The 15,170-nt window shown below is 61.5% G+C and carries 13 protein-coding genes and 1 pseudogene; 2 read left to right on the top strand and 12 right to left on the bottom strand.

Annotated features, from left to right (window positions below; all coding sequences use genetic code 11):
* Nucleotides 1-7: 7 nt before the first annotated feature.
* From AC3WOG_RS03875 to AC3WOG_RS03845, 7 genes are all read right to left on the bottom strand, one after another.
* Nucleotides 8-1,288: a dihydroorotase gene (locus tag AC3WOG_RS03875; protein ID WP_492576752.1), complete on the bottom strand. Its 1,281-nt coding sequence runs from the start codon at nt 1,286-1,288 to the stop codon at nt 8-10.
* An 80-nt stretch (nt 1,289-1,368) separates the two neighbouring features.
* Nucleotides 1,369-2,394 (bottom strand): aspartate carbamoyltransferase catalytic subunit, encoded by a 1,026-nt coding sequence (locus AC3WOG_RS03870; RefSeq protein WP_492576751.1) that lies wholly within the window; start codon nt 2,392-2,394, stop codon nt 1,369-1,371.
* Between the two features lie 180 nt (nt 2,395-2,574).
* Nucleotides 2,575-3,114 (bottom strand): bifunctional pyr operon transcriptional regulator/uracil phosphoribosyltransferase PyrR, encoded by a 540-nt coding sequence (gene pyrR / locus AC3WOG_RS03865; protein ID WP_492576750.1) that lies wholly within the window; start codon nt 3,112-3,114, stop codon nt 2,575-2,577.
* Nucleotides 3,101-3,541, bottom strand: coding sequence for a Holliday junction resolvase RuvX (ruvX, locus tag AC3WOG_RS03860; protein WP_492576749.1), 441 nt, complete (start codon nt 3,539-3,541; stop codon nt 3,101-3,103). The genes pyrR and ruvX overlap by 14 nt, the downstream gene beginning before the upstream one ends.
* On the bottom strand, nt 3,538-4,116 hold the full coding sequence (locus AC3WOG_RS03855) for a YqgE/AlgH family protein (RefSeq protein ID WP_029971036.1): 579 nt from the start codon (nt 4,114-4,116) through the stop codon (nt 3,538-3,540). The genes ruvX and AC3WOG_RS03855 overlap by 4 nt, the downstream gene beginning before the upstream one ends.
* A gap of 232 nt (nt 4,117-4,348) precedes the next feature.
* Nucleotides 4,349-5,758, bottom strand: a complete 1,410-nt coding sequence (locus AC3WOG_RS03850) for a FimL-related protein (RefSeq protein WP_492576748.1) — start codon at nt 5,756-5,758, stop codon at nt 4,349-4,351.
* 251 nt (nt 5,759-6,009) lie between these two features.
* Nucleotides 6,010-6,180, bottom strand: coding sequence for a rubredoxin (locus tag AC3WOG_RS03845; RefSeq protein WP_006047743.1), 171 nt, complete (start codon nt 6,178-6,180; stop codon nt 6,010-6,012).
* Between the two features lie 301 nt (nt 6,181-6,481).
* Between AC3WOG_RS03845 and AC3WOG_RS03840 the strand changes: the two genes are divergently transcribed.
* Nucleotides 6,482-7,342 carry a hydroxymethylpyrimidine/phosphomethylpyrimidine kinase gene (locus tag AC3WOG_RS03840; protein ID WP_492576747.1) on the top strand — a complete coding sequence of 287 codons (861 nt, stop codon included), beginning with the start codon at nt 6,482-6,484 and terminating at the stop codon, nt 7,340-7,342.
* A 146-nt stretch (nt 7,343-7,488) separates the two neighbouring features.
* On the opposite strand, the gene groL is transcribed toward AC3WOG_RS03840, so the two are convergent.
* From groL to AC3WOG_RS03825, 3 genes are all read right to left on the bottom strand, one after another.
* Nucleotides 7,489-9,129: a chaperonin GroEL gene (gene groL / locus AC3WOG_RS03835; protein WP_492576746.1), complete on the bottom strand. Its 1,641-nt coding sequence runs from the start codon at nt 9,127-9,129 to the stop codon at nt 7,489-7,491.
* A 52-nt stretch (nt 9,130-9,181) separates the two neighbouring features.
* Entirely contained in the window at nt 9,182-9,472 is a 291-nt protein-coding gene (groES, locus tag AC3WOG_RS03830) for a co-chaperone GroES (RefSeq protein WP_007178996.1), read from the bottom strand.
* A gap of 753 nt (nt 9,473-10,225) precedes the next feature.
* Nucleotides 10,226-10,543, bottom strand: a complete 318-nt coding sequence (locus AC3WOG_RS03825; RefSeq protein ID WP_492576745.1) for a hypothetical protein — start codon at nt 10,541-10,543, stop codon at nt 10,226-10,228.
* Between the two features lie 1,360 nt (nt 10,544-11,903).
* Between AC3WOG_RS03825 and AC3WOG_RS03820 the strand changes: the two genes are divergently transcribed.
* Nucleotides 11,904-13,286, top strand: a complete 1,383-nt coding sequence (locus tag AC3WOG_RS03820) for an MFS transporter (protein WP_492579710.1) — start codon at nt 11,904-11,906, stop codon at nt 13,284-13,286.
* Nucleotides 13,287-13,394: 108 nt separating this feature from the next.
* On the opposite strand, the gene AC3WOG_RS03815 is transcribed toward AC3WOG_RS03820, so the two are convergent.
* Entirely contained in the window at nt 13,395-14,474 is a 1,080-nt protein-coding gene (locus tag AC3WOG_RS03815) for a class I SAM-dependent methyltransferase (protein WP_492576744.1), read from the bottom strand.
* Between the two features lie 122 nt (nt 14,475-14,596).
* Nucleotides 14,597-14,843, bottom strand: a pseudogene (locus AC3WOG_RS03810) (hypothetical protein); the annotation flags it as partial.
* Between the last annotated feature and the right edge of the window lie 327 nt (nt 14,844-15,170).

Raw genomic sequence — 15,170 nt, 5'->3', positions numbered from 1 at the left:
GCGGATATTAGCGCTGTTCGAACGCGACGTGACCGGACACGATCGTCGCACGCACACGCACCGGCAGTTCGTAGCCGAGGAATGGCGTGTTGTGCCCCTGGCTCTTCAATGCGCGCGGCTCGACGCGCCAATGCGCGTTGCGGTCGAACACGCAGAGATCGGCGACGGCGCCCACGGCGATGCGCCCGGCGGCATCCAGCTTCAGCACGTCGGCCGGCGCCGCGGTGATGCGGTTCAGCGCCTTCGCCAACGGCACGCCCGCTTCGTCGGCCCACTTGACCGTCAGCGACAGGAACAGCTCCAGCCCGGTCGCGCCCGGCGTGGCTTCAGCGAACGGCAGCAGCTTTTCGTCGTCATCGACCGGGGTGTGGTCGGAGCAGATCGCGTCGATCGTGCCGTCGACGAGACCCGCGCGGATCGCTTCGCGATCGCGCTGCTGACGCAGCGGCGGATCGAGCCGGAACTGCGCGTCGAAGTAGCCGATGTCGACATCGATCAAGTGCACATGGTTCACGGTGACGTCGCACGACACCGGCAAGCCTTCGGCCTTCGCCGCGCGCATCAGCGCAATGCCCGTCGCCGACGACACATGCGAAAGATGCACGCGCGCGCCGGTCACACGGACCAGTTCGAAAATCGTATGCAGCGCGATCGCCTCGGCCGAGACCGGCACGCCGGACAACCCGAGCCGCGACGCCAATGCGCCGCTCGCGGCCACGCCGCCTTTGCCGAGGTACGCATCGACCGGGCGCAGCCACACGGTGTAGCCGTAGGTCTTCGCGTACTGCAATGCGCGCATCAGCACCTGCGTATCGACCACCGGCACGTCGGCCTGCGAGAAGCCGATGCAACCCGCTTCAGTCAACTCGACCATCTCGGTGATGACCTGGCCTTTGAGACCCACGGTCAACGCGCCGAGCGGATACACATGCGCCTGGTTCAGATTGCGCGCGCGGAACTTCAGCATCTCCACGAGGCCCGGTTCGTCGAGCGTCGGGTCGGTGTCCGGCGGACACACGAGGCTCGTCACACCGCCCGCGAGCGCCGCGGCCATTTCGGATTCGAGCGTCGCCTTGTGTTCGTAGCCCGGCTCGCGCAAGCGCGCGGACAGGTCGACCAGACCCGGCGCGATCGACAGGCCTTTGGCGTCGATCGTCTTCGCCGCGTGGAAATCGGCGGGAGCGTTGCCGATGGCGACGATCTTGCCCGCCGCGATAAAAATGTCCTGCTGCTGTTCGGTGCCCGCTGCCGGATCGATCAGCGTGCCGCCTTGAATATGAATCTTCATGCGCTGCCTTAATATTTAGCCAAGCGTTCAGCTAAGTTCTGCGTGACTTGTTGTGTGTTTTGGTGCGTGCCGTGGCGAGATCAATCGTGATTGCCCGCGACGATCCCCATCACCGCCATGCGCACCGCGATGCCGAACGTCACCTGATTGAGAATCACCGATTGCGGACCGTCGGCCACCTGCGAATCGATTTCGACGCCGCGGTTCATCGGACCCGGGTGCATCACGATCGCATCGGGCTTGGCAAGCGCGAGGCGCTCCGGCGTCAAACCCCAGCTCTTGAAGTACTCCTGCGCCGACGGCAGCAGCGCGCCGCTCATCCGCTCGTTTTGCAGACGCAGCATGATGATCACGTCGACGTCCTTCAGGCCTTCGTCGAGGTTGTGGAACACGCGCACGCCCATCTGTTCGAGCCCGCCCGGCAACAGCGTGCGCGGACCGATCGCGCGCACTTCCGGCACGCCGAGCGTGGTCAACGCATGAATGTCCGAACGCGCCACCCGCGAATGCAGAATGTCGCCGACGATCGCCACGCGCAGATTCGTGAAATCCTTCTTGTAGTGACGGATCGTGTACATGTCGAGCAGACCCTGGGTCGGGTGTGCGTGACGGCCGTCGCCGGCGTTGATCACGTGCACGTGCGGCGCGCAATGCTGGGCGATCAGGTACGGCGCGCCGCTCGACGCATGGCGCACCACGAACATGTCGGCATGCATCGCCGACAGGTTGTTGATCGTGTCGAGCAGCGATTCGCCCTTGCTGGTCGACGACGCGTTGATGTTCAGATTCAGCACGTCCGCCGACAAACGCGTGGCGGCGATCTCGAAGGTAGTGCGGGTGCGCGTCGAGTTCTCGAAGAACAGGTTGAACACCGACTTGCCGCGCAGCAGCGGCACCTTCTTCACTTCGCGATCGGTCACGCTGACGAACTGCTCGGCGGTGTCGAGAAGGTGATTGACGATCGCCTTCGGCAAGCCTTCGATCGACAACAGATGTTTGAGCTCGCCGTTTTTCGTGAGCTGCGGATTGCCCTTCAGGAAGCCATAACGGAAGCGCTCGGTAGCGCTATCGGTTGAATCCTTGGGAACCTGGATGGCGGTGTTCATGGTGTACCTGCTTCAAATACGGGCTTCAACGTGGTCGGTGTCGATGCTGACTGCGTATGAGGGTTTCCGGACCGGCACCGCGCGCGTGCAACATCGCGGCGGCGGCCTCGAAACCGTCATGCTTAATGTTTGTTCAATGCGCTTTGCTCAATGCGGTTTGTTCAATGCATGGAGCCGCGATCAATCGACGCGTGCTTCAGTGTGAAAGGTGAAACGCGGGCCTTCGTTCGAGTTGCGCCCTTCGTGGGCCTCGCGGGCCAGCACGAGCGTCGCGTCGGCCGGCACGTTCACCACGCCGCCGACAAAGCGCGCCGCCACCGGCAACTCGCGCCCACCGCGGTCGGCGAGCACTGCCAGTTCGACCGATGCCGGGCGCCCGTAGTCGTACAGCTCGTTGAGCGCCGCGCGAATCGTGCGGCCGGTGTACAGGACATCGTCGACCAGCACGATGCGGCGGTTGTCCACCGCGAACGGCAGCGAGGTCGGGCTCGCCTGCGCGTGCAGGCCTTTTTTCGCGTAGTCGTCGCGATGCAGCGCGACGTTCACCACGCCGAAGCTCGGCACGTTCAGGTCGCGCGCGAGACGCTCGGCAAGCCACGCGCCGCCGCTGTAGATGCCGGCCAGCACGGCACCGTCGGCGCCCCCGAGTTTGTCGCCGTAAGCCGCGAGAATCTGTTCGAGCAGAGCGCGATAGAGCGCTTCGGCGTCAATGGAACTCATGATCGTCGGAAAGTCCGTCTAGATATTGCTGGAGGATGATGCTGGCGGCTTCGGCGTCGAGCATGTCGGCGCGGCCCTTGCCGGCGCGGATTTCCGCCTTCGCCTCAACCGACGAATAGCGCTCGTCGATCCATGTCACCGGCAGATTGAAGCGGCCGTTCAGCTGATTGCCGAAGCGCTTCGCGAGTTGGGTCATTTCGTGCGGCGTGCCGTCCGGATGCATCGGCAGGCCGACTATCAGCGCGTCCGGCTTCCACTCGGCGATCAGCTTGCCGACTTCCTCGAAACGGTATTCACGGCTGCGGTTCTGCACGATCACGAGCGGCCGCGCGCTGCGCGTAAGCGAATTGCCGACCGCCACGCCGATCCGTTTTTCACCATAGTCGAACGCAAGCAGCGTCGCCGCACGTCCGGCCGCGAGGCTCATGCGTGACCTGCTTCGCCCGACAGCATCGACAGCGAAACGCCGAGCAGCGCGAGCGCGGCTTCGAAACGCTCTTCAGCGGGCACGTCGAAGACGATTTTCGGATCGGCTTCAACCGTGAGCCAGCCGTTCTTCGAAATCTCTTCTTCGAGCTGGCCCGCGCCCCAGCCGGCGTGGCCGAGCGTGAGCAGGAAACGTTCCGGGCCGGTGCCGCTTGCGACGGCTTCGAGCACGTCTTTCGAGGTGGTCATTTCGAGCCCGCCGGGCACCGACATCGACGACGTGTACGTATTGCCGTCTTTCGGATCGTGCAACACGAAGCCGCGCTCGGTTTGCACCGGGCCGCCGAAATACACGGGCACATGCAGAAGGGGTTCGATCTCGAGCTTGAGATCGATGCGACTGAAGAGCGCTTCAAGGTCGATATCGGTCGGCCGGTTGATCACGAGGCCGAGCGCGCCGCGCTCACTGTGATCGCAAAGGTAGACCACCGTTCCTGAAAACGTGGGATCGGCCATGTTCGGCATGGCGATCAGGAACTGGTTGGTCAGATTGATGCGATCGGTACTCTTGGACATAGTTCGGATTTTAGCAAAGACGATGCAGGATGGCGGGCTTTGAGCGTGGGACCGCGAGCCATCGACGGCGATTCAAGTTGCACTCTATCACGCACGCAGACCTTGGCCACGGTGTGCGATAGAGGTGTTTTCGACGCGCATGCTGCTTGTCTTGAGGTTCTTCCCGGCTCCGCCAGGTTCCTGCGTGCTAATGATGCGCACCGGGGCGCCGGACGCGACACGCGGATACGGTTCAGGCGCCGCCCTGCTCGATCGCCCGCGTCAACGCGGCCAGCGCCGCGGCGCTGGCTGGCGGCGCCACGCCGGCGGCCACCTTGTGCAACATCGCGCGCAACGCTTCAGCGGTTTGCTCGAGCGTGCTCGCCGCCGGTGCACCCACTATCACGTGCGAGCGCACCGCCGGCGTCGACACGCCGGCGTGCGCGCGACGGCGCCACGCGAGCCCCAGCGCGTCGGCCACCAGCGCTACGTGACCGAGGCCCAGCGCGCAGGCGGCGGCGCCGAGCCGGTAGGCGGCGTCGCCTGCTTGCAGCGCTTCGCTCGGATCGGCTTTTTCGGGCTGATCGGCGGCGCGGGCGTGCTCGGTCAAAGCGGAGATCGATGCATCCGCTGTTTGCAGAAAATCTTCGTAGGCGTGCGCGTTGACGGTCAGCACGCCCAGCTCGCGCGTCAGCGTAGCGCGTGCGGCGGTGAACGCCTGCGCCTGCGCGGCGCCTGCTTCCCAAAGCATTTCCGATGCCTGGGTGCCTGCGACGTGCCAATCGACCGTCAAGCCGTAGTCGTGCAGCACTTCGACCTGATCGGCGTCTTCCGCCGCGGCGCCGAAGAGCGCGTAGTCGCGCCACAACAGGGCAAGCGTCGCGCGCACCAGTGAGCGCGGCGCGCGCTGGATGCCGCGCGCGTGATCGGCCAGCGCCAGGTTGCAGCGGGCGTAGAAACGCCGCGCCTCGGTGTCCCCGGTGGCACGGCCGCTGACGCGCAACGCCTTGGCGCAGGCTTTGGCGAGCCGCCAGAAATCGTACGGATCGGGACCGGTGAGTTCGGTGAGGCAGGCGTCCAGTTCGTCGAGCGCGGCGTTTGTGGCGGCGAGCGCCGCGCCGCTGTTATCGGGCTGCGAGCGCAACACCGGCAGCAACGCACGCTCGTAGCGCGCCCGCAAATGGGCCAGTTGATCAGCGGACTGGGCATGCAGCGACACCGGCGGCACGGGGCGCCCAGCCAGCGCGAGGTCTTCGAAGGCAACCGTGGAACCAGGCGTGTGCTGCGACAGATGCGCGCCGAGCGCGCGATAGTGGGTAAACAGCGTTGGCGAACAGGACAGCTCGCGCAGATTGTGACGCTCGAGAGTCGCGCGGAAATCGTTCAGCGCCGCGCCGAATGCAGGCCGCGCGCTGTCGGCGTCTGCTGAATGGCCCGATGCCAGCGGCGACACCAGCACCAGCGCGTCGGCGAAACGCTGCGCACCGAGCCAGCCGGCTTCGCGCAAGGCGTGGGACGCGCGCAGCAACGCCGCGGTGCTCTCGCCGTGCTGCTCGAACGCTAACAGCGCCTCTGCCAGCGCGAGTTCGGCGGAACGGACAGCGCCGCCGCGCGGATTCGGCAATGCATCGAAGGATTCGGGTGCAGCGGATCGAAGAGTCATGGGCAGGCGACACGAAGCTGACGGGCCGTCGCGCAGCGCCGCACGCCGATTGATCGGCTAGCGCGCGAACTGGCGACAGAACAATGACAGACTACCGCTGCGACACGGCACAATCGAGGACGTTTCGCGTCGGCATGTGAGGCTGAACGGCTTGGGCGTACCAAATGTGTTCGATCCGACCGGCGCCGCCGTATGCACGGTACAATCGCACGGCACAACCGCAGCCGGCGACCGCCGACTATCCCCGGACCTCAGATCTGGACCATCTCGAAGTCTTCTTTGCGCGCCCCGCATTCCGGACACGTCCAGTTGATCGGCACGTCCTCCCAGCGCGTGCCCGGCGCAATGCCTTCGTCCGGCAAACCGGCTTCTTCGTCGTAAATCCAGCCGCAAATCAGGCACATCCAGCTTTGATATTCCATTCTTGTGTCGCGTCGTAGAGTCCGTTGAAACGGGAGCCATGATGGTACCGTGTTGCCGCCCCAATGCCTAGCAATCAGAAACGCACACTCTAGCGAGCGGCGGCTTTGGCTATGCCGGTTGAGTCGGCTTGCACGAGGGTTGCGGCGCCATGCCGCGGCTTGCATGCGGCTTGCCATGCTGCTGGTTTGAGGCCGGCGGCCCGAGGATGCGAAAAAACGCCCCCGCGACGGTTTAGGCCGCATAATTGAGCCGATTGCGCACCGGTTGCGCTTAAATACACGCTCCTTTTAGTCAATTTTCATGCCCAGCGACACGCCTCCGATCGTCCTCACCTTCGGCCTTTCCGATCCCACCGGCGGCTCCGGCCTGCAAGCCGACCTGATGACACTCGCCAGCATGGGATGTCACGGCGTCACCGTGCTCACCGGCTATACGGTGCGCGACTCGGCCAGCTGCGACGAAGTCACCGGGCTCGACCCGGAAGTGGTCGCGACCCAGGCGCGGATGCTGCTCGAAGACATGCCGATCGCCGCGTTCAAGGTCGGTGCGTGCACGCGCGCGGAAGTGGTGAGCGCGATCGCAGAGGTGGTCGCCGATTACGACGACATCCCGCTGATACTCGCACCCGACTTCACGCTCGACGACGAACACGTGCTCGCCGCCGACGAACTGCGCGAAGCGATCGCCGATCTGCTCGCGCCGCAAACCACGCTGCTGGTCGCCGACCACGCCACGCTGCTCGCCCTCGCCCAACCGGACGGCGACGCTGAAGCGCCGAGTCTCGATGCAGCGATCTCGCATCTGCTGTCGCAAGGCTGCGAATACATTCTGTCGACGGAAACCGGCACGCATCGGCTCGTTAATACGTTGTATAGCGAAGACGGCCAATTGCGTCAGGATATGTGGGACCGCGGCAGCCATCGCATCATGGGTTTGACCGATACGCTGGGCGCGGCGATTGCCGCTTTGCTGGCCAATGGTCAGGAACCGGCCGAAGCGGTGCGCGAGGCGCAGGAGTATCTGTATCAGGCGGTGCGCAGCGCTTTCCGGCCGGGCATGGGCGCGTATCTGCCGGATCGGTTCTTCTGGGCCCGCAGCAGCGACGACGAGACGCCGCCGACGGCCGGCAAGGATGCCACGCCGGGCGAAGCGCGGCATTGAGGCGTTCACCAGCGCGCCTGCTAGACAAATAGCAGGCGCCGATAAAAAAACCCGCATTTCTGCGGGTTTTTTCTTTTGGGAAGCACGCGTTGCGGCGCGCTTCCCCATGTGTTTCCAATGAGCCTCGCAAGCAAGGCCCGCCGAAATTACATGTCCATGCCCATGCCGCCCATGCCGCCGGGCATACCGCCGCCCATCGGAGCATCTTCCTTCGGCAGTTCGCACACAGCTGCGTCGGTGGTCAACAGCAGGCCTGCGACCGAAGCTGCGTTTTGCAGCGCCGTGCGCGTCACCTTCGTCGGGTCCACGACACCTGCGTCAACCAGGTCGACGTACTCGCCGGTTGCTGCGTTGTAGCCGAAGTTGCCTTGGCCAGCAGCAACAGCTGCCACCACGACGCTGGCTTCTTCGCCGCCGTTCGTGACGATCTGGCGCAGCGGCTCTTCCATCGCGCGCAGCACGATCTTGATACCTGCGTCCTGATCGGCGTTAGCGCCCTTCAGGCCAGCGATTGCCGTACGTGCGCGGATCAGCGCGACGCCGCCGCCGGCAACGATGCCTTCTTCCACAGCTGCGCGCGTTGCGTGCAGTGCGTCTTCGACACGTGCCTTCTTTTCCTTCATTTCGACTTCGGTCGCAGCGCCGACCTTGATCACTGCAACACCGCCTGCCAGCTTGGCAACGCGTTCTTGCAGCTTTTCACGGTCGTAGTCCGACGTAGCTTCTTCGATTTGCGTGCGAACTTGCTTCACACGTGCTTCGATGTTTGCAGCTTCGCCAGCGCCGTCGATGATCGTGGTGTTTTCCTTGCCCACTTCGATACGCTTCGCTTGACCCAGTTCAGCCAGCGATGCCTTTTCGAGCGTCAGGCCGGTTTCTTCAGCGATAACTTGACCGCCAGTCAGGATCGCGATGTCTTCCAGCATGGCCTTACGACGATCGCCGAAGCCCGGCGCCTTCACAGCAACCGTCTTCAGGATGCCGCGGATGTTGTTCACCACCAGCGTAGCCAGCGCTTCGCCTTCGACGTCTTCTGCGATGATCAGGAGCGGACGGCCAGCCTTGGCGACTTGTTCCAGTACCGGCAGCAGATCGCGGATGTTCGACACCTTCTTGTCGTGCAGCAGCACGAACGGGTTTTCGAGCACGGCAACTTGCTTGTCCGGGTTGTTGATGAAGTACGGCGACAGGTAGCCGCGGTCGAATTGCATACCTTCGACAACGTCCAGCTCGTCTTGCAACGACTTGCCGTCTTCAACCGTGATCACGCCTTCCTTGCCGACCTTGTCCATCGCTTCAGCGATACGGTCGCCGATCGACGAATCGCTGTTCGCCGAGATCGCGCCGACTTGAGCGATTTCCTTGTTGGTCGTGCACGGCTTGCTGATCTTGCGCAGTTCTTCGATAGCGGCCGTCACAGCCTTGTCGATACCGCGCTTCAGGTCCATCGGGTTCATGCCCGATGCAACGTACTTCATGCCTTCGCGAACGATCGACTGAGCCAGAACCGTTGCGGTCGTGGTGCCGTCGCCTGCGTTGTCGCTGGTCTTGGAAGCCACTTCCTTGACCATTTGCGCGCCCATGTTCTGAAGCTTGTCTTTCAGTTCGATCTCTTTTGCGACCGAGACACCATCCTTGGTGACCGTCGGGCCGCCGAAGCTGCGTTCCAGGACAACGTTGCGACCCTTCGGGCCCAGCGTGACCTTCACAGCGTTCGCGAGGATGTTCACGCCTTCAACCATCTTGGCACGGGCGGAATCACCGAATACGACGTCTTTAGCTGCCATCTTCTAACTCCTTGAATTCTTGGGATATAACCGGGGAAGTAGCGACTTTCGCTTACTTCTGCACCACGGCCATGATGTCTTCTTCGCGCATCACGAGCAGTTCGTTGCCGTCGACCTTGACGGTCTGGCCTGCGTACTTGCCGAACAGGACACGGTCACCAACCTTCACGTCGAGCGCGATTTGCGCGCCCTTGTCGTCACGCTTGCCCGGGCCGACTGCCAGAATTTCGCCTTGATCCGGCTTTTCTGCTGCGGCTTCGGGGATCACGATGCCCGACGCGGTCTTGGTTTCTTGATCCAGACGTTTGACGATCACGCGATCATGCAAAGGACGAAGGTTCATACATACTCCTCTCTTGATTGAGACTGAAGAACGCTGAGAAAACCCAGTTGGCTGAGCCAACCGGCGATGTTGTTAGCACTCTCGTGCAGCGAGTGCTAATTATATGGACGGGTGGTGACAAATTCAAGAAGGGATGTGGGGTCGAGATTCACTTAACTCTGAACTTTGAACTTTGTTCACTTAAGTCTGAACCTTGCACTGCAGCAAAATTCTGACGAATCGCAATAATCCGCTTTTAAAACAGGGCTCTACCCGTAGGTTCTTGCCGCCGTCAAGCTGGACATTGATCACTCCCGAACAGGCTGATTGACGACCAGATTCCTCGAATTTTCTTTGCAATCGTCCACCTAGGGAAATCCCGTAATCCACTGGCAGCCGAGAATATTTCGATCCAACCTGGACACGATGGCCGTACGGTTGGTGGAAGAGACGAGAGCGCTATTGCCATGCTGGCGAAGGGGGCCGCCTACGCGCTCCCGGTGCTCGGCGCCCTCTTTCGGTGGCTGATCGAGCAGCGCCACGTGTAGGGGCGACCGGGATTCGTGATTGTGCTCTTGGAGCATGATTGCCAATCCCGGCCAAGTCTCTCTCATGGACGAAACGCACGATCAGGGCGTCCAGCGATAAACGGTGATGCTGTCCGAGAATCATGGTGTCGCTGTCCGCGAGGTAGGCGATGCGCGTCAGCGGCTGGACGCTCTGGGGAATGCGGATGGGGATACCGGGTCCCCATGTGCTCCGGGACCGAGTTCATCAACCCCCGCGATACATCGGGTCGATGCTATCACCTAGGGCACGCCGGCCAAACTTCGACCTGACCGATCTGACCGATTCGTCACCGCCGACGCCACTGCGTTTTTTGTCAACCACGCTGCCTTGGCCGTCTTCCGCGGCCTTCGTATAGGCGGTTTGACCGCGTTGCGATGCTGGCGCGCCGACGTCGCACCCATTGACGGATGCCGGGCCGCAACTGCCCGCGAAGGAAGGAACAGCCAGCGATGCGGAGCTTGCGACTAACAGAGCGGCGATGAATCTCGCTTTCATGACGACTCCAATAAGCTTGGTGAACATACGAATGCACCTGGATCAGGTCCATTGCGGCGCGCTCTTGAGCGTCGATGGGACGATGTGTAGGGTCGTGCCGCGTGCTAACAAAGAGGCTCAAACGAAAAACACGTTTCTCGAAATCTGAGCAACGCTGCTACCGCCGCGGCGGTAGCACCAAACCCGTCGTCGTTGCGCCCGCAGCTACAAATGCACGGGTTATGCCAATCCTGATCCGCGCACCCTCTGAGCGATCGTAACCATTTGAAAATAAACAAGATCGGTCTCGATTACGACAGCTTTTATAGCCAGATTCAGGAGCCACGGTGTCTGGCTGTAGCCAACGCTTTTTTGGGCCGCTGTCTCCAGTCATCCAACAGAACAAAGTCTGCGCGCTTTAGTGCGACGAACTCGAGATCGCGAGCAATTACCTCGGCGTCGCCTGCGGAAAATCTCGCGCCGCTTCAAAACAGGGTGTTTTCTATTGAGTAACTTAGTCAGGACTCTGAAATTTATTTACTCGCAAGCCCATCACACTGTCGGATGCTGCGGACGGTCTGGGCCATCACTGCAGAGAACGAAGCGTAGTGTTTGCCACAGGGGACTGACTTGATGGACTCCGAACGACCCGTTTCGGGCGTTCGGCCAAGATGTACGATGGTCCGCTCCGGAACCCAAAGTCGCCGTTCGCGAGATCGCGGATCAAGTTCGCCTTGAACGTCCACTATCGAGAAAACGAATAGTCACTGTCGGCTCAATCCGGAGGCTCGAATTCCTCGTACGAGAGACTGCGCTGTCGTCTAAGCGAACAACCGGTTAGCGTAGCAATCACGTTGCGCGGATGTCCTCTTCCGCTGCACGTGAACGAGTACGCGGCAAGAATCGTCCATACGACCACCACCAGCGCAGGGCTAAATAGCCACCATTCGTTGATCAGACCTGGAGCGGTACCCCGTACAAGCGCTTCCTGTCTACGGGACGAGAAGCAATTACCTTGGCCAGAAATGCCTGCACGGTATATAACACAATGCAATGAGTTCCGACGATGCCGCGAGGCTACGATGGAAAAGCCGCCTGAAATCGCAATTATCTAGCAGGCCGATGCGCGCGATGCAAGGCTGGCGGCCGTCACCGGTAAGGTCAAGCGTGACTTGCTCAAGGAAGCCGATCTGGATGATGCCGCGGAAGCGATGGAGATCGCTGACGGGCGACGCGGCGGTGCTCTGTCGGTGGGGCAACGCATGCTCACTTTCATGACAGGCGGAGGAGCGGCTGCGATAGTCATTTGTTTGAGAACGTACCTAACGCGAGCCTGGTCTTGTGGCAAGAGCGACGCGCTCCGACGGGAATGTGGTTGGAGGCCGAGCACGGTATCTGGATGACCAAGATGAACTCCGCCTCGACTGTCAACGTTCAAGAGTTTATAAATAGCCATGGCTTTAGCGGCTATCAATGGTTGATACTGACACTGGGCTTCCTGGTTATCGCAATCGACGGCTTCGATACCGCCGCAATTGGCTATATCGCGCCTGCCCTTTTCGTCGACTGGCATGTTGCAAAGTCCTCGCTCGGTCCCGTTCTGAGTGCTGGACTTTTCGGACTCGCAATAGGCGCAATGAGTTCGGGGCCGATGGCTGACAGACTTGGTCGAAAGACTGTACTCGTTCTGGCGGTCCTGTTTTTGGGCATATCGTCTCTTGCGAGCGCCAGTTCGCAAAGCGTTGAAATGCTTACCGTTCTCCGATTTATAACGGGACTGGGCATCGGTGCAGCCATGCCCAGTGCCGCGACGCTGATGGCTGAGTTTGCTCCCGATCACCATCGCGCCATCGTCAATAACGCCATGCTTTGCGGATTTCCTTTGGGAGCCGCTGGAGGCGGCTTCCTGGCAGCGGTCCTGATTCCCGCTCTAGGTTGGCGCAGCGTACTGGTTGCCGGCGGCGTGCTTCCCATCGCGCTAGGCATTGCCCTCATATACTGGATTCCGGAATCGGTCCGTTACATGGTTGCCAAAGGGGCTGCTGCCGACCGGATCCACGACGTACTTGACCGTATCGCTCCGGGGAAGCTGGTCGAGGCCAGACAATTCGTCATTGGCGAAGAGACCTTGAAAGCGAATTCTGCGGATTCGGTCAAAGTCGTATTGGCGAGGCCCTATATCGTTGGAACCCTCATGCTATGGCTCGCCTATTTCATGGGGCTGGTTATATTTTATTTACTTACCAATTGCCTTCCCATCCTGATCCACGATTCAGGTCTTAGCATCTCACACGCGGTCCTCATTACAGCGCTCTTCCCGTTAGGTGGTGGAGTCGGCGCCTTGGCCTCGGGCTGGCTGATGGATCGCTTCGAGCCGAACGTAATAGTCAGCGCCTGCTTTTTGTCGACCGGTCTCTTCACTGTTGCCATTGGATACGGGGCGCCCGGCCTAGTCACTCTGGTCTGCCTCATCTTCGTGGCAGGCACCACGATGAACGGTGCGCAAGCTTCGATGTCCGCATTGGCGGCAAATTACTACCCCACAAGGGCACGCGCGACCGGCGTTGCATGGATGATGGGTATCGGTCGGTTTGGTGGAATTGTGGGCGCTCTGGCTGCTGCGGAATTGCTCCGCCGCCGTTATGGGCTGAATGAGGCATTCATCGTGGCAGGGCTTCCGGCATTGGTTGCCGCCATCGCACTCTTTGTAAAGTATCTCGAAGGGGCTAAACGCAGGGCAGTGCAAACGCCCTCGCTATTCGACGAGCCTCTCGATCCGAAGAACAACTAATGGTCGGTAAGGCGAAGGAGACGACGAAGTAAAACAACGCAGCTTCCTCCGGATTGGAAAGTCGACATGCGCCAAAGCACACGCTGCATCCTCGCCAGGATGACCGGCCTAACGTGCACCATTCTGCGCAAGAACAAGCGTCTCGACCAGTGCGTCGAGCCTCGCCGGGGCGGCCATCAGCCGTTGTCTCAACAGCTGCTCAAAGCGGTCGCTAAGCGTGCGTTTTCTTGGCTCATCGCCGGGATGGTCGAGGGCCAGTAACAGCGACGGCACGAAGGTCGCACGGTAAAACGCCGCGTACCGACTCGCCATCTGTTCGCGGTCCCCATCTCGCTGGTACTCGTCCCAGATGTCGTCGGGCTGCGCAACGCACTCGCAATGCTCGACGACCAGATCGCAAAACTGGCCGTTGCTCGCGAACGGTGCAAGCAGGTCGTGCTCGGGGCGGGCAAACGTCGCCAGCAACATGTGCGCACGTTCGTCGGACGTGATCGCGTCCTCGGTAGCCATCTGCGTGAGCGCGTCGTTCGCGTGGTTCATCAGCGCCTCGAGGCCGGTGCGCCCGTCGTCGTCGGCTCCAGGCAGCACCACGACGAGACGGCCTCCTGGCCTCAATTCGCGGGCCCGCAGAGCGAGGAACGTTTCCCAGTCCCGGGCCGCCTGCTCCTGGAACGCAGCGTTCACGACACCCGTCGTGCATGGCAGAAAGATATGACCCGCAATTGGGACAGGCACACGGCTTAACCACACCGCAGCGTACGCGCTCCATCCAAGATGCACGTACGCCGGCGGCAGGACGCTGCCGTAAAACGACCGCCCGATTGCGCACGGGAAGACCAGAGGTTCGTCGCGGATATATCGGTCCGGGTCGCTATCCAGCACCTCGAACAGGGAGTTGAAATCGTTGACCGGCAGGTCTTCGTGATAGACAAGGATTGGCCGGTCCGGCCCGACCCGGGCGCGCATCGCGGCGATCGCAACTCGCATTGGAGCCTGCGAGTTCTTGCCCTGTGACGATCCGTACTCGGCGATCACGACCGGCTGGTCGTCCGGTTCGAGCGCGAGGCTCGCTACCGCCTGCTGCAGATGTGGCAGCGCAATTGCGGCACCACCGGCTTGAGGCACGGCATGACGATTGTAGGCCCCGGCGCCTTCCATGGCGCCCGACATGGTCTTTGCCTGGTTCACGATTTCATCCTCTCCTTCGCGTGCGGAGCGACCCCTTGAAGGTGATTTACTTTGTTAGTCGTTCAGATCGTATTGTTGAATCACCGTGCCGCGCGCTCACCATGGCGGAATGTGTTGCTTCGTCAGGATCCCGCGAAACCGGGGGAAGCGCAAGCGCTTATAGGGATAAGCGTCCTCTTAGTCTGGGTAATCGTACAAATTTCGAGCCCATCGTCAACTTCAATGCCGAGGTACTGCACTGCGCCTTCCGGCTTCGTATGGCCGAGCAGCAGGTGCACCGCTCCGAGGTTCGAGGTTCCTGGTGCAGCGATAGATCAGCGACGCAGTGATCCGCCGCATGGTGTGCGTTCCATACGCCGTGTTGTTCAGAAGAGTACGCCTCGAGGAGCCCGTCGATAAGGAAGGGGAAACGTAACGCGTGTCACGGCTACCGCTAACATCGCCTGGGTACCTCAGACGACCGTGTATCCTGGTCGGCGCGCGTAGACGACTGAATGCGATTCGCCGGCCGGCTCATGTCCGTTCGGAAGCGGCCGGTCGTCAATCCTGACTGAATGACTCAAACTGGCCGCGTGCTGCCTCATGCATGGGGCATCGTTTCCCGCGGCGCATAAAGCGGCGATCGGCAGCAGGCGACCCATAGGGGACAACCAGCTTCCGCGATAGCGGACGGTCGCGGACAACGATTCGGATTGT

The organism is Paraburkholderia sp. FW306-02-B (assembly GCF_058782725.1).
Note: the sequence above shows the minus strand (reverse complement) of the source record. Positions and strands in the feature narration are given on the sequence as shown.

Bases quoted from the DNA above. Each gene is read 5' to 3' on its own strand.
- AC3WOG_RS03875 (WP_492576752.1), bottom strand. From the start codon at position 1,288: ATGAAGATTCATATTCAAGGCGGCACGCTGATCGATCCGGCAGCGGGC.
- AC3WOG_RS03870 (WP_492576751.1), bottom strand. From the start codon at position 2,394: ATGAACACCGCCATCCAGGTTCCCAAGGATTCAACCGATAGCGCTACC.
- pyrR (WP_492576750.1), bottom strand. From the start codon at position 3,114: ATGAGTTCCATTGACGCCGAAGCGCTCTATCGCGCTCTGCTCGAACAG.
- ruvX (WP_492576749.1), bottom strand. From the start codon at position 3,541: ATGAGCCTCGCGGCCGGACGTGCGGCGACGCTGCTTGCGTTCGACTAT.
- AC3WOG_RS03855 (WP_029971036.1), bottom strand. From the start codon at position 4,116: ATGTCCAAGAGTACCGATCGCATCAATCTGACCAACCAGTTCCTGATC.
- AC3WOG_RS03850 (WP_492576748.1), bottom strand. From the start codon at position 5,758: ATGACTCTTCGATCCGCTGCACCCGAATCCTTCGATGCATTGCCGAAT.
- AC3WOG_RS03845 (WP_006047743.1), bottom strand. From the start codon at position 6,180: ATGGAATATCAAAGCTGGATGTGCCTGATTTGCGGCTGGATTTACGAC.
- AC3WOG_RS03840 (WP_492576747.1), top strand. From the start codon at position 6,482: ATGCCCAGCGACACGCCTCCGATCGTCCTCACCTTCGGCCTTTCCGAT.
- groL (WP_492576746.1), bottom strand. From the start codon at position 9,129: ATGGCAGCTAAAGACGTCGTATTCGGTGATTCCGCCCGTGCCAAGATG.
- groES (WP_007178996.1), bottom strand. From the start codon at position 9,472: ATGAACCTTCGTCCTTTGCATGATCGCGTGATCGTCAAACGTCTGGAT.
- AC3WOG_RS03825 (WP_492576745.1), bottom strand. From the start codon at position 10,543: ATGTTCACCAAGCTTATTGGAGTCGTCATGAAAGCGAGATTCATCGCC.
- AC3WOG_RS03820 (WP_492579710.1), top strand. From the start codon at position 11,904: ATGAACTCCGCCTCGACTGTCAACGTTCAAGAGTTTATAAATAGCCAT.